Here is a 19,469-nt window from a genome sequence, read left to right as displayed (position 1 = left end):
CGTCTCAATGAGAGCTGTTTTTGTTTTCAACTAGAAAGAGCGGCGATTGACGCTCAGATTTTATCCCAGACCGACGCGCCAGTTATTGTGAAGGCCTTACTGGCCACGCGGCCACATTATTTCGCCAAGACGGCTGTGTTTCTGTCGGCCGGTGATAAGCAGAATATTTTGCAGCAAATTGCGGCGATTGAAACTGTTGCAGCCTTACCCGCATATCGCAAAGCAGCCCTCGCGCGCGGCTCTCACCCTGCCATAACCACGCAAAGCCAAACCAAAGGCGCCTTTATGGGCTATGATTTTCATATCACGCCCGAAGGGCCGCGCCTTATCGAGATTAATACCAATGCGGGCGGCGCCTTTATTGTCAATGCGCTTGAGCGCGCAGCAAATGTTCAAAATCCTAATTTTAACGACGATATCGCGCAGATGTTTATATCTGAATGGCGTGCCGCCGGCCGGACAGGGCCGATCAAAACGATCGCTATTATTGATGAAGCGCCAGAAGAGCAGTTTCACTATCCTGATATGCTCTTGGCGGCTGACAGTCTTCGCGAAAGCGGATTTACGGTTACAATCGCCGACCCCAAAGACTGCGCCTATGACGGGAAGGCCCTATCGGTGAATGGCCGGACTGTTGATTTAATCTATAACCGCCTGACTGATTTTGATTTATCATTAGACCAAAATAGCGTCGTGCGCGACGCGCTTCAAAACGACGATGTCGTCGTGACGCCGGCTCCGCGCCATCACGCAATTTACGCCGATAAACGAAATTTAATCCGGCTAAGTGATCCCAAACTTTTGGAGAGCTGGGGTGTGGCTCCTGCACATCAATTGGCATTGTCAAAAATTCCAAAAACAATTGCGGTCACCGCGGATAATGCAGATCAGCTTTGGGCTCAGCGAAAGCAATATTTTTTCAAACCGGACGCCGGATTTGGGAGTCGCGCGACATATCGGGGCGCAAAGCTGACGCGCAAAGTCTGGGCGCATATAAGTGAGGGCGGCTATGTGGCGCAACACTTCGTGACGCCATCATTGCGGGCTGTCACAGTAGAGGCCCGCCAGCTCACATTAAAGTTCGACGTCCGGGTCTATATACCTATGAGGGTCAAGCCATGGCGTTTGCGGCGCGCGTCTATCAAGGGCAAACGACGAATATGCGAACAGAAGGCGGAGGCCTGGCGCCGGTTTTAACCCGCGATAATGTGAACTGCCCATAATCAGCCCGCATAATAAAACACGTCTTCAAACGGCTCGCTAAAGGCGCGGGCGATTTCTCATTTGGATACTGATAACCGCGAAGCGCTTATCTATACGCTTAACGATTTCCCCGGCACGTCTCTTTTAATCACCTATGATGTCTATCTCGCCGAAGCCACAGCCGACAGATAAGGGCAGGTCAATAAAGCCAAGCGTTATGACGGCGATTTGAGGGATTATAAGAAATTGGTGGTGGACGCTGACCGGGTTAGAGTAGCATCATCCCCATAGCGGTCGTTAGCTGAAATCAATCAAGGAAAAAGCATGTTTGCCGCGGCTCGGCTCATGACTTCAAAATCATGGCCAGCCTTGGGAACAATTTCCAATGTCCAATTAAACGGTACGTCAAAGGATTGCGCTTGTGCCTTTGCAACAGCATAGAAATTTTTACCCCTTGCTAAACGTCCCAATCCCTGTTCATCAATAATAGGCGTGCGGAGTAGTGTGCCACCAGCGCTATCGCTATTATCGTTTTCTCCTAAAAGGATTGTAAGCTTTGATGCGAACGCGTTGGCGAGCTCACTTTCATTGATTGGCGAACCGCCAAGACCCGTGGGCAGTGGCCTACTCAGTTCAGGCAATGTGTACCAACCTGCATTCGCTGCAACTATTCTATTAGCCTGTGATTTCGAATAAAATAGCGCCATTCTATTAATGATTTGTCCCCCAGCAGAGTGACCGAAAACATCATAGGTCTTTGCCATTGAACCTGTTGCTATTTTAAGGGACTCGAAAATACGGTCAAAGTCGTTGAAGAGCCATTCCTCCCTTTTTGGATTGATTTGGAATTTAATGTCATCATCGCTTACGCGAATAACACCGCGTGTTTCATTATCGACATTCTCGGCAACAAAGTTCCGAATGACACCACCCATGTTATAGGCTGCGAGATCATAGTCATCTTCAGAATACCCCAATGCCGCGATGAGTATGTTTTTGTCCTTTGCAGCACCAAGCCAAGCATTGCGGTAGTCGACACTATTCCTGCCTGCACCTGGAATAATTAGCAGGATGCTTGAATCAGGGTTGAACCTCTCCGGCTTGTAGTAGTGAACTTGAATGCGATGGTGTTCATGACCAACTCCACCGGGCATTTCATACGAACCTGCGCGAACGGCTAATCTTTTAGGCTCAAAACCTAAATCAGTTTCATGTTTCGGAGCAAGAGACATGCCACAATCAGGGCAAGGGCCGGGCTCATCAAACTCTACATGATCAAGCGAGCATCCACAGGGCGGGCAGATGAATTTCTCTATCTGAATATTTTCGTTATGTTCAATTGAGCACGCTGTTAAAGCAAGTGAAGATGCTAGAAAACCTCTACGGGAGAACTGCAGCATTATGTTTCCTCACTTATCCAAAAGCGTTTTCGGTATTCACTTGGTAAAGTCTTAAATTCACATTCAAATGCGCGACTGAAACCATCCGTAGTTTTAAACCCTGTTGCAGCGGCCACGCGCTCTAGACCAAGACCCTTGGCTAAAAGTGTTCTGCCCGCGTCAAGGCGTAAACGCTTAACAAAAGATGCGGGTGGCATTCCAAAAGCCTGTCGAAAAATCCGCGAAAAATGCCGAGGACTTAGTCCTGCATGAGATGCAAGGGACTCGACAGATAGGTCAGAATCTAGGTTGGTAACTGCCCATTTGCAGGTATCGGCTAAAGCAGGTGGAGCCCCGCTCTGTAATTCCAAGGGTAATGAAAATTGAGCTTGGTTGCCTGGCCTCTTCAGGAAAACAACTAACTCCTTCGCGGTCTTCATAGCGGTTTGGGCACCAAAGTCTGCTTCAATAATCTCCAAAGCGAGATCGATTCCTGATGTGACACCGCCGGACGTATAAAATCGGCCTTCTTGTATAAACAGTGCGTCAGAATTTACAGAAACTTTTGGGTAGCAATTTCCAAGATCCTTGGCGTGGGCCCAATGCGTGGTAATTGACCGCCCATCTAACAATCCAGAATCGGCGAGTGCATAAGAACCTGTGCAAATTGCAGTAACGCGGTCAAAATTTGCGTGATGAAGTTTTATCCAATTCGAAATCACACGCAGTGTTTTTGGATCACGAATACCTTTTCCCCCAGGAATTATAAGGATGTCAGCTTTGGGCTTTTGAGGTAAATTTTTATCCGCGCATAATCGTATCCCAGACTCGGTGCGAACAATCAGCTCGTCAACAGCCCATGCCTCAATTTCATATCGGCCATTGCCATTGTGATCATTAACACATCCGAAGGCCTCTGAAGGCCCTGTGATATCGATACCATTAACTTGGTCATACACAACAACGGCAATTTTTCGTTTGGCGCTCATTACTGGAGACTAATCAAAATTAGTCGTGACATAAATGACAAAAATACTACTAAAACGGACATACGTAAAGTCGGAAGGCTTTAGTCTGCTATCCCCCCAACTCAGACATTGGTGGTCTTCGTTAAATCCCCTCACTCCCCCGCATAATAAAACACGCCTTCAAACGGCTCGTTAAAGGCGCGGGCGATGTTAAACATACCGGACATTATATACATAACTAGCCGCGCCTTTCTGTCAAACCCGTTGAACTCTCAATGAAATCGCATCCGGCTGTTCGCCGTTGTCGCAATCCTGCGCTATTTGTTAACGCCCTGTCAGCGTCATTTACGACTTATTAAGAAAAAAATTCAGTTTTTGCGTAACTATATATTGACGAACGGGCCAACTTACCCCCTATATATAGATGTCGGGGGTCCAAGGGGACTAACCAATCAAATGAGAAGTCTGGCGGGCCAAGTGGAGGCACGCAGCGTTATCGGTCGGCTGTTAACTTTAGCCAATGATCGGTCACACGTTACTTTGTGTGCGTAAATTTGAGAGGCTAACGGATCCGGCGGCGCTGAGAGGCCTTAAAGGCCATTTTGATCGGGCATAGACCCGTAGACGATAGGATTAAAGATGTCAGAAGAAGACCGCGGTTTAGATACAGCATTGGCCATGGATATGCAGACGCTCGACGCGCCGGCCAAGCCGCAGAGCAAAGCTCTGCACCGCGAGGCCCCTGCGCCGGCTTTGAAAATTGTCAAGACGGTCAAGATTGACCGCTCGCGTGATGACAATCTAACGGATTTTGGCAAAACCACGCTGGTTGACCGCTACCTTCTGCCCGAAGAAAGCTATCAGGATATGTTTGCCCGCGTTGCTGTCGCTTATTCAGATGATCAGGATCACGCGCAGCGCCTTTATGATTATATGTCAAAACTCTGGTTCATGCCGGCCACGCCTGTGCTGTCCAATGGCGGCGCAAAACGCGGCCTGCCGATCAGTTGTTTTTTGAATACAGTCGATGACAGCCTTGATAGCATTGTTGACGTCTGGAACGAAAATGTCTGGCTCGCCTCAAATGGCGGCGGCATCGGAACCTATTGGGGCAATGTGCGCTCCATTGGCGAGAAAATCGGCCGTGCGGGTAAGACGTCGGGTATTATTCCCTTCATCCGCGTCATGGACAGTCTGACTTTGGCGATTTCCCAAGGCTCGCTGCGCCGCGGCTCTGCGGCCGTCTATCTGGACGTGCATCATCCGGAAATCGAAGAGTTCCTGGAAATCCGCAAGCCGTCCGGCGATTTTAACCGTAAATCGCTCAACCTGCACCACGGTCTGAATATATCCGACGAATTTATGAACGCTGTCCGCGACGGTGCGGAATTTGGTTTGCGCAGCCCAAAAACCAATGAAGTCCTCAAAGTTGTCGACGCCCGCAAAATCTGGCAGAAAATTCTGTCTATGCGCCTGCAAACCGGAGAGCCTTATCTGGTCTTCTCCGATACAGTGAATAAGGCTCTGGCCGGTCACCAAAAAGCGCAGGGCCTGTCAGTCAAACAGTCTAATTTGTGCTCAGAGATCATGCTCGCTACGGGCAAGGATAATGCGGGCCGCCAGCGCACCGCTGTGTGCTGCCTGTCCTCCGTTAATGCCGAAACCTATGATGAGTGGAAAAATGAAGAGGGCTTTATCGAAGATATTATGCGCTTCCTCGACAATGTCCTGCAAAGCTTCATCGATGATGCGCCGGATAAAATGGGTGATGCAGTTTATTCTGCCGCCCGCGAGCGTAGCGTCGGCCTCGGCTTGATGGGCTTTCACAGCTTCCTGCAGCAAAAGAGCATACCGTTTGAGAGTGCTATGGCCAAATCCCATAATAAACGGATATTTGCTACGATGCGCCGCGGCGCGGATGCGGCGTCCAAGAAGCTTGCTGAAGAGCGCGGTCCGTGTCCGGATGCCGCCGATGCCGGCGTGATGGAGCGCTTTAGCCACAAAATGGCGGTGGCGCCTACGGCCTCGATCTCGATCATCTGCGGCGGAACGTCCGCCGGTATCGAGCCTATTCCGGCCAATATTTATACCCATAAGACCCTGTCCGGCAGCTTTACGGTCAAGAACAAATATCTCGAAGCCGCGTTAGAGGCCAAAGGCATCAATGCGCCGGAGACATGGGCGACAATTCTCGAGCATGAGGGCTCCGTTCAGCACATTGCCGAACTGGATCAGCACGAAAAAGATACGTTCAAGACGGCTTTCGAACTCGATCAGCGCTGGGTGATTGAACTGGCTGCTGACCGTACGCCTTATATCTGCCAGAGCCAGTCTCTGAATGTCTTTCTGCCGGGTGATATCCAAAAATGGGATCTTCATATGCTGCACTGGACAGCTTGGGAGCTGGGAATCAAGTCGCTTTATTATTGCCGTTCCAAATCTATCCAGCGCGCTGCATTTGCAGGGTCTGAGGATAAGGTTGAAAAGTCGGATATGGAAAAAGCGATGGAGGCGGCTGCGCCCACAGATTATGAAGAATGCTTAGCCTGCCAATAAATCCTGCACTGTCAGAATATTGACACAATAAGATTTTATAAGGCCCGTCACAGTTTGGCGGGCTTTTTGCATGGCAAGTACCATATTAATTCGCGTTAAGGTTAGGTTAAGGTGGTTTATGAGATATCAACTAGGGTCAGGAACAAATAGGCTAGTTTAGGCGTAGGGTTTATGATAACGTGATTGTGAACACGCGGTCTTTTCAACGCGGGGTAAAAAGCAAATGACACATATGTGTGGCAATAAAATGAGTAAATACAGTGGTTTGACGGCCATGCTCGTTGCTGGCGTGCTTATGTATGCTCCCGCCACTTACGCGCAGAGCTCTGATGCTGATAAAGACGAGTCATCTTCAAATAATAATAGCTGGTCGGTTCAGACCCTTACACAGCGCCCGGCCACCTTCGGCCTGGATTTAACCCGCCGTGCAACAGATGCAGAGCGTATTGAGCCGGGCAAGGATCTAGTTGGCATGACGCCCGTTTTGCGCGACGCCCTCTTCGACTCGCCAAATGATGCCTCGTCTCCTTTGTTCAAACTCGATCTAGACCAAGGTCTGTGTCTGCGCACCACAGCGCAATGTAATGTTAATGAGACGAAAAGCGTTATCGGGTTTTCTAAGGATTTTGCCCGTGTAGGCAAAACCGGTCTCGGCCTCGCTTTAACGCCGCGCGCTAATGTACGCTTTGATGATGAGAGCAGCTCGGCTTTGGTCGGCGCTTTGGTTAAAGTTGGTGACAATCTGAAAAGCGGCGATGGTCCTGACAATAATACATGGTATTTCTTTGCCGGTGCTGACGCGCAGGCCGTGACATTTGAGCCCGGAAATCCGCGCCGTCTATATAGCGGCGAGTTTCAGCTTCAAGACCGCATAATTGTCGGCGACGCCCAGGCCGGTTTGGCTTACCGTATCGGCGATGCGGATTTGTCCCTGACCTATCTACGCCGTGAAGGTCGCGCCGAAGATTACAAATATAAAGAAGATGCGGCGGCTCTGTCTCTGACATGGCGTCACTAAAAACTATTTAACCTGCATAGATTTAAAAATATGACGCGTGTTGGCTAATCCAACACGCGTTTTACGTTTCTGTGCCAGTTGCTCATCAAAGCCTTGCGCGTCTTCACGCTCATGGCCTCATTAAATGTTGAACTGTGGGGCCATTTTTCGGAGAGTTTTGAATACTCCGGATAAAGACCGCATTCACGCCCTGCCAGATAAGCTGCGCCCAGCGCCGTTGTTTCCATAAAGTCAGGACGGGTTGCGGGAATGCCCAAAACGGCGGAAAGATATTCGCAGAACCAATCATTGGCGACCATGCCGCCATCGACATTGATCACGCGCGCCGAGACGCCGTCCTCGGTCATAGCGTTGAGCAAATCCGCAGTTTGATAACACAGGCTCTCCAGCGTCGCGCGGACAATATGCTCTCGCGTAGTGGCGCGTGTTAGGCCAAGCACGGCCCCGCGCGCCTCTGCGTCCCAATGCGGCGCGCCAAGTCCGGTAAAGGCCGGCACGACCGTCACGCCGCCGCTATCCTCAACGCTGCGCGCCATGGCTTCCGTGTCTTCAGCTTTTTTAATGATTTTTAGCCCGTCGCGCAGCCATTGTATCGCCGCGCCAGCGACGAAAATAGACCCTTCCAGTGCATAGGTGGTCTTCCCGCCCAGACGGTAGCCGACAGTGGAGAGCAGGCGATGCTGAGAGCGCACAATTTTGCCTCCTGTATTAAGCACAACAAAACACCCTGTGCCATATGTGCTTTTAATCTGGCCCGGTTTGAAACAACCTTGCCCGATGAGGGCCGCTTGCTGATCCCCCGCCACACCGAGGATCGGAATCGCTTCGCCGAGCACGGATTTCTCCGTCAACCCGAAATCATCCGCGCAGTCCAAAACCTCTGGCAAGACAGTGTCCGGCACATCAAAGAATTTAAGAAGCGCCGCGTCCCACTTTTGCGTTTTGATATTAAACAGATTTGTACGGCTGGCATTGGTGGCGTCTGTGACATGGCGCGTGCCTCCCGTCAGACGCCAGATTAGAAAGCTGTCCACCGTGCCGAAAGCCAGCTCGCCCGCCTTGGCCGCTTTGCGCGCGTCTTTAACATTGTCGAGAATCCATGCTATTTTTGTTGCGCTAAAATAGGGATCGACAATCAGTCCGGTTTTATCCGCAATCGCGGCCGCCCCGTTTTTCTCGCGCAGCTTTTCACATTGCTCGGCCGTTCGGCGGTCTTGCCAGACGATAGCATTATAGATTGGCTTTCCGGTTTTGCGGTTCCACAGCAAGGTCGTCTCACGCTGATTAGTAATGCCGATGGCTTTGATTGTAATTCCGTCACGTTTAGCCCGGCGCAGCATTTTACGGGCTGCCCAAAGCGTCGTCTCCCAGATCGCTTCGGGGTCGTGTTCAACCCATCCATTGTCGGGATAAATTTGCTCGAACTCGCGCTGCGCGCTATCAATTGGCCGCGCAGACTCATCGAATAATATAGCGCGGCTTGACGTTGTGCCTTGGTCGAGCGCGAGTATAGCAGATTTGGTCATAATAGATATTTAGGCTGGCGATAGACCACTGTCCAGAGATTGCAGGGCTTGCAAATTCGGCAGAGTTTGCGAACATTGCGCCATGACACATAAATTATCCCCTATTGATGATATTCAAGACATTCTGGTTATTGGCGGCGGCGTTAATGGCTGCGGTATTGCGAATGACGCGGCAGGGCGGGGACTGTCTGTGACACTGTGCGAAATGGGCGATTTGGCCGGCGCGACCAGTTCTAACAGCTCAAAATTGATCCATGGCGGTCTGCGCTATCTGGAGCATATGGAGTTTCGCCTTGTGCGCGAAGCCTTGAGGGAACGTGAAGTCATGCTCCGCAAAGCCCCGCATATTGTCTGGCCATTACGGATAGTGCTGCCACATCACGACGAATTGCGTCCGGCCTGGATGCTGCGTCTTGGGCTGTTTATATATGATAATCTCGGCGGCCGGAAAACACTTCCGGGTACAAAGACACGTAATCTTCTTAAAGAGCCGCATTTATCAATTCTTAAAGACAATATGACCAAGGGTTTCGAGTTTTCCGATTGCTGGGTAGATGATGCGCGCTTGGTGGTTTTGAACGCCGTGCAGGCTGCACGGTCGGGCGCCAATATATTGCCGCGCGTCAAATGCAGCGCATTATCGCGCGGTGCGGACGGAATGTGGACAGCGGTATTGGACGGACAGGCCCCGCACGCATCAGGGCAAATTACTATACGTGCCCGCGCCGTCGTCAACGCCGCCGGAATTGCTGTGGACGAGATATTGGAAACGGCTTTGCCGGGACGTCAAGAAGATCACCTTCGCCTTATCAAAGGCAGCCATATTGTGACGCGTAAGCTCTATGAAGGCGATCATCTTTATATGTTCCAAAACGCTGATGACCGCATCATTTTCTGTATTCCTTACGAGAATGATTACACGCTGATCGGAACGACGGACGCGCCGTATGATCCGGCGGATGGCCCGCCCAAGATCAGCGATTCTGAGCGGGACTATCTGATCGGCGCGGCCAATGAATATCTAAAAACCCCGATTAGCGTCTCTGATATTGCATGGGATTATGCTGGAGTACGCCCACTTTATGATAATAAAAAAGACGATGCCTCTGAAGTGACGCGCGACTATGTTTTCGACCTCGAAGGCAGCGATACTGAGGCGCCTATCCTGTCTATATTCGGCGGCAAAATCACCACTTATCGCGAGCTTTCTGAACATGCTTTGCAGAAATTATCAAAATTCTTTCCTGATGCGGGCGGGGATTGGACCGAGCATGCCGTGCTGCCGGGCGGCGATATTCCGGGCGGCGACTTTGAGCGCTTTGAAGTTCAAATGCAGCGCCATTATAAATGGATAGATAAGACGTTACTGCACCGTTTGCTGCGCTGTTACGGCACGCTTATTCATGACGTGCTTGAGAATTGCCAAGGCCAGAATGATATGGGGAAGCACTTCGGGGCCGGATTATATGAGCGCGAGGTGGAGTATTTGATTGATAACGAATGGGCGATGAGCGCCAATGATGTGCTCTGGAGACGGACAAAACGCGGCCTGCATATGAGTGAGGCTGAGCGCGACGCTTTGGCGGCATGGTTTGAAGATAGAGCTTAGCTTTCTCCGACCCTCTCAGACAACCAAGCGCTGAGGTCAGATGTAATGACATCGACATGATCATAATCGGCACTGTCAAAACGCCCCGCGCCGCCCGGGCGCACATCTTCAGGCTCGTGTGACCAGTCAAAATCATTTGTGATTAGCACGGTGACCATGTCCATAGTGTGCGGGACTTTTAAATTGCGCAGGCTATCTTCGAAGAAGATGGCGCGGGTCGGTTCGACGTCAAATAACGTGTTAAACACAGTATAGGGTTCAGGCTTGGGCTTAGGCACATAATGACCGTCTTCGACACCAAAGCTGCCGTCGAACAGATCAAATAGATTAAGATGCGTCGCGACATTTTTGGCGTGGGCTTTGGAGCCATTTGTATAAATGAGACGTTGTCCGGGCAGAGCTTCAATCGCTGCGCGCAGCGCAGGGGAGGGCTTTAACGCGTCCAGGTCAACATCGTGGACATAATCGAGAAATTCCGCTGGATCCATGCCGTTAACAGCCATTAGTCCGGACAGGGAGGTTCCATATTCCACTAAATAGCTTTTCTGTAACAGCCGCGCCTCGTGATCCTGCAAAGAAAGATAACGACTGATAAAGGTCGTAATCTTTTTGTCGATTTGCGCAAAAAATGCGCCGTCCGCAGCGTAGAGCGTATTATCCAAATCGAAAATCCAATGGACGAGATTGGCTATGCGCGAATCGCTCACGCGATCGCGTATATGCGGCGATACTGTTGTCATTAGCGGCGTAGTCCACCAGATGATTTTGCTGCAAAATCGGCGTCGGTAAGTTTGATCTGAACACCGTCCTTATCAGCGGGCAGGGAGCGGAAGCTGGCGGATCGGTAGCCCCGGTCCAGACAGTTCTCACGCAAAGTGGTCGAAAACCGTGACTCGGCAATACAAAACCGGGACAGGGAAGCGCTCTCGGCGCGCAAGACCTTATCAGGCGCGTTTTCGTTGTCCCCTTTCATTAAGGCAAAAATATGCGGCTCCGTATCTTTAATGCTTACCGTGTGAGGACGGGCGCACTGTCCCGGATTAACCGCCCACCACCCCCGCGTCTCGAAATCTCCGCTGTCCAAATAGGCTACCGCCGCCCATATTTCACGCGAACCCTCATTACAAACTGTAATCCCGACTTGCGCCTGACGTTTAAAAGCGGCGGCTTCCAACGCTGCGAATTTTTCGGCAGTGCTCGCTGCGCCATCCATTTTGGCTTCACGCAGGAATTTCGCAAGCGCGCGATTGGTCTGCCGGCCCGGACGGCCGTCAATGCGCGCAATTTTAAATCCAGAATCGGATAGCAAGCGTTGCGTTCCGGCAGCTTCGGCGCGTGCACCAAAATCTTCAGGTTCGACAAGGCTGGTACGGCTCTCTGAGGGATCAATAGCGAAATACGAACGCGTTTCGAGATTCTGGACGTCGCAGGACTGTTCCGGGTCAGATTTGAACTCGGTATTACTGGCGCAAATCGGGGATTTGCCGGCCCATTCACGAATGCCGCCTTGGTGAGCTTCGCTGCTTTCAGCAAAGAGGTAGCGCGCTGCGCCGCGCGGGCCATCCATGGCCGAGCATGCGCCGGGGTATAATTTAACCCAGCCTTGGGCGGTAATTTTGGTATCCACCGCATAGGCCGAAGCCGCGCGCAAAACATATGACGTCTCGTTACAGACCTGCCAGGCAGGGCTGTCCGGAGAAACCGGCATATCTGCATCCTGCGCGGACAGTGGCATTGACGCAACGGCGGCCAGACACACGCCCAGAGTCAGCCGTAGGGCGCAAGCTTTAATGTATAAGTGTACCGGCACCGTGATCCGTAAATAATTCGACGACCAGACCATGCGCCCGCCGTCCGTCTAAAATAACCACAGCTTCGACGCCGCCTTTAACGGCTTCAATCGCTGTCTCGAGTTTGGGGATCATGCCCCCGATCGCTACATTTGTATCAATCAAGCTTTGTGCGTCATCCGTACTGACATCGGTAATGAGCTGCTTGTCTTTATCCAAGACGCCCGTGACATCCGTCATCAGCATCAGCCGCATCGCACCCAAGGCTGCCGCGATCACGCCTGCGGCCTTGTCGGCATTCACGTTGAGTGCGTTATGATCCACGCTGGAGCTGATAGGGGAGACGACCGGAATATAGCCGCCATCGGCGCCGGCCAGCGTTTTTAGAACTGATGCATCGACCGTTTCCGGCTCTCCTGCAAAACCAAGATTTTTGCTTTTCTGGCGCGCTGTAATCAGCCCCGCATCGCGTCCGCTAATCCCGACCGCGCGGCCACCCGCAGCATTAATTGCGGCAACAATAGATTTGTTAATGGCGCCGGACAGCACCATTTCGGCGACCTCTACGGTTTCCAAATCAGAGACGCGCAGGCCGTCGACAAATTCACTTTTGATCGACAAACGCTCCAGCATAGAGCCGATTTGAGGTCCGCCGCCATGCACGACAACCGGGTTAATACCCAAATGCTTCAGAAGTACAACATCATTGGCAAAGTCACGCGTTAGCTGCGCATCGCCCATGGCGTGACCGCCGAACTTGATCACGATTGTGCGTCCCGCATAACGCTGGATAAAGGGCAGGGCTTCGGACAGCGTCTTTGCGCTCTGCCATCCCGTCTCGTCTTGTCGTCTTTGCATGGCGGCCTTATAGCGCTGTTTGAGCGCGCTCCAAGTTAATAAAAGCCAAGATTAAAGCGGCAAAGCCAGCGCGGCGATTTCTGCGCGCAGCTCTTCGATACCGGTTTTCTTCTCGCTACTTGTCGCGATCACATTCGGATAAGCGGCGGGGCGTTTGGCAATACGCTTTTTGACGTTTTTCATCAATTTCGCAACAGCGGGCGGTTTGATTTTGTCGATCTTGGTCAAGACGATCTGATAGATTACGGCCGTCTCGTCGAGCATGGACATAACTTCAATGTCGCTGTCTTTGAATCCGTGGCGGCTATCGATAAGCAGGAAAACGCGGCGTAGCGGCGCGCGGCCACGTAAAAATTTACGGGTCAGCTTCGTCCATTTCTCGATATCGGTTTTCGAGGCGCGGGCATAGCCAAATCCGGGCAGATCAACGAGGCGCAGGCGGTCACTGACATTGAAATAGTTTAGCTCGCGCGTCCGGCCGGGCGTATTTGAGGCTTTGGCAAGCTTATTCTGATTGGTCAGAGCATTGATCAATGTGCTTTTGCCCACATTGGAGCGTCCCGCGAAACACACTTCTGGCAGATCAGGATTAGGAAGGCTGTCCATGCTGACCACAGAGAGCATGAAGGTAACAGATTTGGCAAAGAGCTGATGACCGTCTTCCAGCCATGCTTTTTGGCGCGCCTGTTCTTCGGGTGATAGCGCTAATTCAGCGTTTTCGTTTGGGACAGAGGCGTTCATTACTCCGCCGTCTCCGTTGACTTGCTACCAAAAATTTTGCCGAAAAACTTATCGAACGGCGTTTCAACGCCATAGCGGCGGGTGATGATATATTGCTGCGCGAAAGTCAGGATATTGTTCCAGACCCAGTAGACCAATAGACCGGCCGCAAACGGCGCAAGGATAAACATAAATATCAGCGGCATGAGCTGGAAGATTTTCTTTTGCATCGGATCGGTTGCCGCATTCGGTGTGAGCGTCTGCATGGCCGCCATAGACGCGCCATACATCAGCGCAAGCGGCCCAATGGCGAAGAAGGATAGAAAAGCAAGCGGGACAGGATCCCAGGGCAGTATGCCGAAACCGTTTAAAATAGACAGCGGGTCTTTGGCCGACAAATCGCGAATCCACGCAAAGAACGGCTCGTGGCGCATATCCACATTAATTAGCAGCGTTTTATAAAGTGCAAAGAAGATAAATATCTGCGGAATCATCGGAAGACAGCCACCGACCGGATTGACGCCTTCTTTTTTATAAAGCTCCATCGTTTTGACGCGAAGGGTCTGCGGGTCTTCTTTGTATAGCGCCTGCAATTTTTTCGTCTTAGGCTGCACGGCCTTCATTTTGGCCTGGCTGGCATAGGCTTTATTATTGAGCGGGAAGAGCACCAATTTGATCAGCAGCGTCATAATCATAATGGCGATTCCGAAATTGCCCGTCTTGTGCCCGAGCCAGTTCAGGCCTGTCGTCATGGGCCGGGTAAGCGGGTAAAGAATCTTGCCAAAATCAATAGCGAAATCCAGTTTATCGTCGCCGAGCTGCTCGCTATATTGGTTGAGCAGCTTCACTTCTTTTGCGCCGGCAAACATATGGCCCGTGCTCTGAATAGTTGATCCAGCAGACAGGATCATCGGTTTAAGCTCATAGCCGGCTTGGTAGAAATCCGACCCGTCCTGATTTTGGAAATCAAAGGTCGATGTCATGACCTGTCCTGACGGCGCGATGACTGCGGAGAGCCAGTATTTATCCGTCAGGGCGACCCAGCCGCTTTCCCCGCTATGGGTGATCGGCTCTTTGGCCTTGCGCACTTTTTTATATTTGGCTTTTTCCAGCGAGCCATCGACGACTGTGGCCGCGCCTTCATGCAGGATAAAGAAATTGGTTAGCCCTTCAGGCAGGCCATGCTGGCGCGCAGCGCCTTTGCGGGTCAGAATGATTTCGCTGCCTGATGTATTTAAGACTGTGTCGTCGAGTGTAATCAGATATTTGTCGTCGATGGAGACATTGCGCGTGACGCTATATCCATTGCCCTCATAGGAGAGGGAGACGGGGGTTGTTGGCGTAAGGGCTTCGCCGCTGACAAGGCTCCAGACCTGATCAGCACCGGAAGCGCCTTCGCCGCGCACCCAATTGTCATAAATATATGCTGCATGGTCAGACCCTTGGGGCGAGAATAAAACGACTTTGCCATCGACTGGCTTTAACGTTTTGTCATAATCGACCAGTTCAAGGTCATCAAACCGCATTCCACGCAGGGAAAATGATCCCTTAAGCGCCGGAGTATTAATCGCGATGCGCCCCCCGGTTTGGCGTTCGGAAGACAGCAAGATTTCGCGGTCTTGGATTTCCGGAACGGTATCCGCGCCCATCGGGTCAGTAGCGAGCGTTGGATTATTCGCGGCGTCTTCGGTTTGTTGCGCCTCATATGCGGCTATGGCGCGCTCGCGGGCGGGGCCTTCAACAAAGAATATATAGCCGAATAAAACCAGTCCGGAGAGGAGCAGGGCCAGAAGTAAGTTACGTTGATCGTCCATCTTTTAGGGATTTCCAGTTTGGTGTGAGGCGATATCAGCTATTGCGTGTTTCGCGCGGCTTATGACCGCCCGCGCGCAGTTTTTCCAGCGCTTTTTGTACATCATGCATAAGCCGCTCATGCGGGGCGCTGGCGGTCTCCATGCGCGCGATAAAGACATAATCATGACCCGCAACGCCAAGGGCTGGTAAAAACGCCCTTGCCAGCGCGCGCAGCCTGCGTTTGGCGCGGTTTCGCACCACTGCGCCGCCGATTTTCTTGGTGGCGGTAAAGCCGGCGCGAACGCCCGAACCCGCGCTTTCGCACGGCCGCATTTGAATAACGACTGTGCCGCGCGCGGCGTAACGGCCATTACGCACATGCAAAAACTCGGACCGCTTGGTCAGCGATCCGAGTTCTAATAGATTATCTGTCATATTTGCCCCGCATGGAGGCGGGCGCAGAGCTACGCTGAAAGACGCTTACGGCCTTTAGCGCGGCGGCGGGCCAGAATCTTGCGGCCGTTTTTTGTTGCCATACGCGAACGAAAGCCGTGGCGACGTTTGCGGACAAGCTCTGAGGGTTGAAATGTTCTTTTCATATCGGTCTCCAAAGGCCACACCCTGTTCGTGCAGGGGGCCTGAAATCTAAGCGCGGCAAATAGACGGCGCTCGTCGCAGTGTCAAGCAATGCAGAGTAATATGCGCAGCAAAAAATGACGCTCTTAGGACTTGTAACACACCGCGCACAAAAGTGTGACACGGATTTGAGGATATTTTAGCATGACTATGCGTTAGGTCAGTAATGAAATTGAAAATAAGGGGCCTTCTATGTCCGCAAGATATCTACTCACCGCCGCCGCCGCGCTGACTCTTCTGGCCTGTCAGGACGCAGGGGCAAACCGCTCCGATGAGGCGCCTAAATCGCCAGTGGCTAATGAAACTGTACCCGCCGACAGCATGCCCGCTGATTCGGCCGCGCAAGCGTCTAAGGCCGCAGACAACGGCAATGATATGAAAAAACAGGATACGGCTATGAGTGATGACGGCAATGCGTGGACAATTATGTTGCACCGCTACACCGTTAAGGATGGCTCATTGGTGCGCTTCGACTATGATGCCTTGTCGAAAAACCCAAAGCATATGACAATGCTGGGCACCTATGTTGATACACTGGCTGCAAAGAGCCCCTCATCCATGGGTAAAGACGCGGCGCTGGCCTATTGGGCTAATCTTTATAACGCCCTGACTGTACAAGTGGTCGCAAAGAACTGGCCTGTCGACTCCATTCGCGATATTGGCCCCAATAAGCTTTTCGGCGCCAAAGGTCCGTGGGACATGAAAGTCGTGACTGTCGAAGGTCAATCGATGAGCCTGAATAATATTGAACACGATACAATGCGTAAGAACTGGAAAGAACCGCGTATCCATTACATGGTCAATTGCGCGTCCGTCGGCTGTCCGAACTTAATGCAAAAGGCGTGGAGCGCTAAAACATTGGAAGCGGATCTCAACGCCGCCGCCGCCGCCTTTATAAATAGTGAGCGCGGGGTCAAAGTATCCGGTAATAAAGTAGACGTCAGTTCAATCTATCATTGGTACAAAGACGATTTCGGCGGAAATGATGCCGGAGTTCTCAGCCATATGCGCACATATGCCAACGGCGAAAAGAAAACGGCCCTTAAAGCGGCTACGAAAGTCTCGGGTCACGATTATAACTGGTCGGTTAATGCCGGCACAGCCAAGCCGGGCAAGACCAGCATGGAAAGAATTAGTGAGCAAGAGCATGAGGATGTCAAATAATGACTGATACAGAAGCGGATAACGGGTCCGAGAAAAATAAAAAAAATCCGGCTTTTAAATACGGGCCAATCGCGATCATCGTGATTGGCTTCATTTTATTCTTTGCACTGGGCGGACACAAATATGTCAGTCTGGATACGCTCAAAGAGCAAAAAGTTACGTTCAAAGCCTTTGTTGAGGGTAATTACTTTATCGCCGCGCTCGCCTTCATGTCCGCTTATGCGGCCCTGACTGCGATCAGCTTTCCCGGCGCTTGGGTTCTGTCCCTGCTCGGCGGATTTTTGTTCGGAACGCTTATCGGCGGATCATTCATTGTTATTGGCGCCACCGTTGGCGCGGCGGTCATATTCCTCGCTGTGCGCTATGCATTTCGCGATTGGTTTAAAGACAAACTGGGCGGTAAGACCCTTGAAAAATTTGAAAAAGGACTGCAAGAAAACGAACTTTCCTATCTGTTTATATTGCGGCTTGTTCCGGCCTTCCCGTTTTTTGTCGTTAACATCGCGCCGGCCTTATTTGGCGTAAAATTCAGAAATTATTTGGTCACGACCTTTTTCGGGATCATGCCGGGAAGCTTTGTTTATGCGAGTGTGGGCGCGGGCATTGGCGCAGCTCTAGATGCAGGGGAAGATGCGGGACTATCCGGCATTATGACACAGCCTACAGTGCTTCTGCCGATTATCGGTCTTATTATTTTAGCGCTCATCCCCGTTATTTATAAAAAAATCAAAGGCAATCCCGCGGAGTCTTAACGGCGCCGCGGCATGTCCATCAGTTACGAGAGAGACTCCAATGGCCAAAACCAGACATAGCGTAGACCTGTGCATTATCGGCGCCGGATCAGGTGGATTATCTATCGCCTCTGGCGCAGCGCAGCTCGGACGCAGCGTGGTCTTGTATGAACGCAGCGAAATGGGTGGAGATTGCCTGAACTCCGGCTGCGTGCCCTCCAAAGCTTTGATCGCGGCAGGTAAACATGCCCAGGCTTTTCGCACCGGCGCGCCTTTCGGCATAGAGGCGGCAGAGCCCAATGTCGACTTCGCCGCTATGCAGGCGCATGTCAAAGACGTCATCGCCACGATTGCCCCTATCGACAGTCAGGAACGTTTCGAAGGGATGGGCTGCACCGTCATTCGCGAATCCGCGCGTTTTTCCGGCCCCAATGAAGTTCAAAGTGACAGCTATATCGTCAAGGCTAAACGTATTATTATTGCGACAGGCAGCGTGGCCTCTATCCCGCCTATCGATGGACTGGACGGCGTAAAATATCAAACTAATGAAACAATTTTTGATCTGGAGGGGCAGCCCAAAACGCTCATGATATTGGGCGCAGGCCCTATCGGGTTCGAGCTTGGCCAAGCTTTTCAGCGTTTGGGAACTGCGGTCCACATTATTGACCTGGCTGAGCCGCTCGGCAAAATGGAGCCGGAACATGCGCGCGTGCTAATTGAGGCCTTAAAATCTGAAGGCGTGACCTTCCATGCTCCCGCGAAAACCAAATCAATTTCGCAGCGCGGTAAAACCATCACGATAACATTTGAAGACGGACAGACGCTGAAGGGGGATTGCCTATTGGTTGCCACAGGACGTAAGCCCGTGACGGAGGGACTGGATCTGGACAAGGCCGGAATTGAGACCGTAAAACACGGATATATCGACACGGATGACTGCCTGCGCACCACAAATAAAAGCGTTTACGCTGTGGGCGATGTCTCCGGCAAAGGCGGACTGACCCATGCGGCGGGCTATCATGCCAGCGTCATCATTAAAGCGTTTTACTTTTTACCGCCGCTGATTGCCCGCTGGAAAGGCAAAGCGACGACCGACCGTATGCCCGCCAGTATCTATTCGCAGCCCGAACTGGCCACCATCGGCGTGACCGAAAACGCGGCGATTGAGAAATTCGGAGCTGATAAAGTGCGGTGCGTATCTTGGGACTACGCAGACAATGACCGCGCTATTGCCGAGCGTCATACCGGGGGGGGTGTTAAGCTGGTCGCAACTAAAGGCGGGACGCTTCTTGGCGCGTCAATTGTCGGGCCGCAGGCCGGAGAACTGATCCACGTGGTCAGCGCGGCTATGGCCAATAATATAAAAATCTCCGGTCTGACCGGTATGATCTCGCCTTATCCGACACGCGGCGAGGCGATCAAGCGCGCGGCCGGGTCTTGGTATACGGACAAGCTTTTTGGCCCGTTCGGCCAATTTATAGCCAAAACTATGTCTCGCTTTCACTAGAATAGTTTTG

At 51.8% G+C, this 19,469-nt stretch carries 17 protein-coding genes; 7 read left to right on the top strand and 10 right to left on the bottom strand.

Annotation, left to right across the window (positions count from 1 at the left end):
- The first annotated feature begins 87 nt into the window (after positions 1 to 87).
- Positions 88 to 1,197: a hypothetical protein gene (locus tag H142_RS15955; protein ID WP_156811992.1), complete on the top strand. Its 1,110-nt coding sequence runs from the start codon at positions 88 to 90 to the stop codon at positions 1,195 to 1,197.
- A gap of 317 nt (positions 1,198 to 1,514) precedes the next feature.
- Here the strand turns inward: H142_RS15955 and H142_RS15310 are convergent, their stop codons facing one another.
- Both H142_RS15310 and H142_RS0109965 read right to left on the bottom strand, forming a co-directional pair.
- Positions 1,515 to 2,603 (bottom strand): heavy metal-binding domain-containing protein, encoded by a 1,089-nt coding sequence (locus H142_RS15310; RefSeq protein ID WP_156811991.1) that lies wholly within the window; start codon positions 2,601 to 2,603, stop codon positions 1,515 to 1,517.
- Positions 2,603 to 3,571, bottom strand: coding sequence for a GlxA family transcriptional regulator (locus tag H142_RS0109965; protein WP_017931993.1), 969 nt, complete (start codon positions 3,569 to 3,571; stop codon positions 2,603 to 2,605). The genes H142_RS15310 and H142_RS0109965 overlap by 1 nt, the downstream gene beginning before the upstream one ends.
- 618 nt (positions 3,572 to 4,189) lie before the next feature.
- Between H142_RS0109965 and H142_RS0109955 the strand changes: the two genes are divergently transcribed.
- Positions 4,190 to 6,106: a ribonucleoside-diphosphate reductase subunit alpha gene (locus tag H142_RS0109955; RefSeq protein ID WP_017931992.1), complete on the top strand. Its 1,917-nt coding sequence runs from the start codon at positions 4,190 to 4,192 to the stop codon at positions 6,104 to 6,106.
- Positions 6,107 to 6,353: 247 nt separating this feature from the next.
- A complete protein-coding gene (locus tag H142_RS0109945) occupies positions 6,354 to 7,124 on the top strand; it encodes a lipid A-modifier LpxR family protein (protein WP_169331846.1) in 771 nt (256 codons plus the stop codon).
- A 44-nt stretch (positions 7,125 to 7,168) separates the two neighbouring features.
- On the opposite strand, the gene glpK is transcribed toward H142_RS0109945, so the two are convergent.
- Entirely contained in the window at positions 7,169 to 8,650 is a 1,482-nt protein-coding gene (gene glpK, locus H142_RS0109940; RefSeq protein ID WP_017931989.1) for a glycerol kinase GlpK, read from the bottom strand.
- A gap of 82 nt (positions 8,651 to 8,732) precedes the next feature.
- On the opposite strand from glpK, the gene glpD reads away from it, so the two are divergent.
- A complete protein-coding gene (glpD, locus tag H142_RS0109935) occupies positions 8,733 to 10,259 on the top strand; it encodes a glycerol-3-phosphate dehydrogenase (RefSeq protein WP_017931988.1) in 1,527 nt (508 codons plus the stop codon).
- On the opposite strand, the gene H142_RS0109930 is transcribed toward glpD, so the two are convergent.
- The 7 genes from H142_RS0109930 to rpmH all read right to left on the bottom strand — a co-directional run bounded on the left by H142_RS0109930 (position 10,256) and on the right by rpmH (position 16,020).
- Positions 10,256 to 10,966 carry a pyrimidine 5'-nucleotidase gene (locus tag H142_RS0109930; protein ID WP_233341665.1) on the bottom strand — a complete coding sequence of 237 codons (711 nt, stop codon included), beginning with the start codon at positions 10,964 to 10,966 and terminating at the stop codon, positions 10,256 to 10,258. The genes glpD and H142_RS0109930 overlap by 4 nt on opposite strands.
- Positions 10,967 to 10,998: 32 nt before the next feature.
- Positions 10,999 to 11,967 carry a DUF1036 domain-containing protein gene (locus tag H142_RS0109925; protein WP_169331845.1) on the bottom strand — a complete coding sequence of 323 codons (969 nt, stop codon included), beginning with the start codon at positions 11,965 to 11,967 and terminating at the stop codon, positions 10,999 to 11,001.
- Positions 11,968 to 12,046: 79 nt separating this feature from the next.
- Positions 12,047 to 12,907: an acetylglutamate kinase gene (gene argB, locus H142_RS0109920; RefSeq protein ID WP_017931985.1), complete on the bottom strand. Its 861-nt coding sequence runs from the start codon at positions 12,905 to 12,907 to the stop codon at positions 12,047 to 12,049.
- A gap of 51 nt (positions 12,908 to 12,958) precedes the next feature.
- On the bottom strand, positions 12,959 to 13,648 hold the full coding sequence (yihA, locus tag H142_RS0109915) for a ribosome biogenesis GTP-binding protein YihA/YsxC (protein WP_017931984.1): 690 nt from the start codon (positions 13,646 to 13,648) through the stop codon (positions 12,959 to 12,961).
- Complete coding sequence (yidC, locus tag H142_RS15305) at positions 13,648 to 15,441, bottom strand: membrane protein insertase YidC (RefSeq protein ID WP_017931983.1); 1,794 nt, start codon at positions 15,439 to 15,441, stop codon at positions 13,648 to 13,650. Before yidC ends, yihA begins: the two co-directional genes overlap by 1 nt.
- Positions 15,442 to 15,475: 34 nt before the next feature.
- Entirely contained in the window at positions 15,476 to 15,856 is a 381-nt protein-coding gene (rnpA, locus tag H142_RS15300) for a ribonuclease P protein component (RefSeq protein WP_017931982.1), read from the bottom strand.
- Positions 15,857 to 15,885: 29 nt separating this feature from the next.
- Positions 15,886 to 16,020: a 50S ribosomal protein L34 gene (gene rpmH / locus H142_RS0109900; protein ID WP_017931981.1), complete on the bottom strand. Its 135-nt coding sequence runs from the start codon at positions 16,018 to 16,020 to the stop codon at positions 15,886 to 15,888.
- 229 nt (positions 16,021 to 16,249) lie between these two features.
- Here rpmH and H142_RS15295 point away from each other — a divergent pair, with 229 nt between their 5' ends.
- From H142_RS15295 to H142_RS0109885, 3 genes are read left to right on the top strand one after another with little or no spacing between them, the layout of a single operon-like run.
- Positions 16,250 to 17,221 carry a DUF547 domain-containing protein gene (locus tag H142_RS15295; RefSeq protein WP_017931980.1) on the top strand — a complete coding sequence of 324 codons (972 nt, stop codon included), beginning with the start codon at positions 16,250 to 16,252 and terminating at the stop codon, positions 17,219 to 17,221.
- Complete coding sequence (locus H142_RS0109890) at positions 17,221 to 17,973, top strand: TVP38/TMEM64 family protein (RefSeq protein WP_017931979.1); 753 nt, start codon at positions 17,221 to 17,223, stop codon at positions 17,971 to 17,973. The genes H142_RS15295 and H142_RS0109890 overlap by 1 nt, the downstream gene beginning before the upstream one ends.
- A 40-nt stretch (positions 17,974 to 18,013) precedes the next feature.
- On the top strand, positions 18,014 to 19,459 hold the full coding sequence (locus tag H142_RS0109885) for a dihydrolipoyl dehydrogenase family protein (protein WP_017931978.1): 1,446 nt from the start codon (positions 18,014 to 18,016) through the stop codon (positions 19,457 to 19,459).
- Positions 19,460 to 19,469: the final 10 nt, after the last annotated feature.

This window comes from Robiginitomaculum antarcticum DSM 21748, from assembly GCF_000365025.1.
GTDB classification, from domain to species: Bacteria; Pseudomonadota; Alphaproteobacteria; order Caulobacterales; family Maricaulaceae; genus Robiginitomaculum; species Robiginitomaculum antarcticum.
The sequence above is the reverse complement of the archived record's forward strand: the minus strand, read 5'-3'. Positions and strand labels throughout refer to the sequence as shown.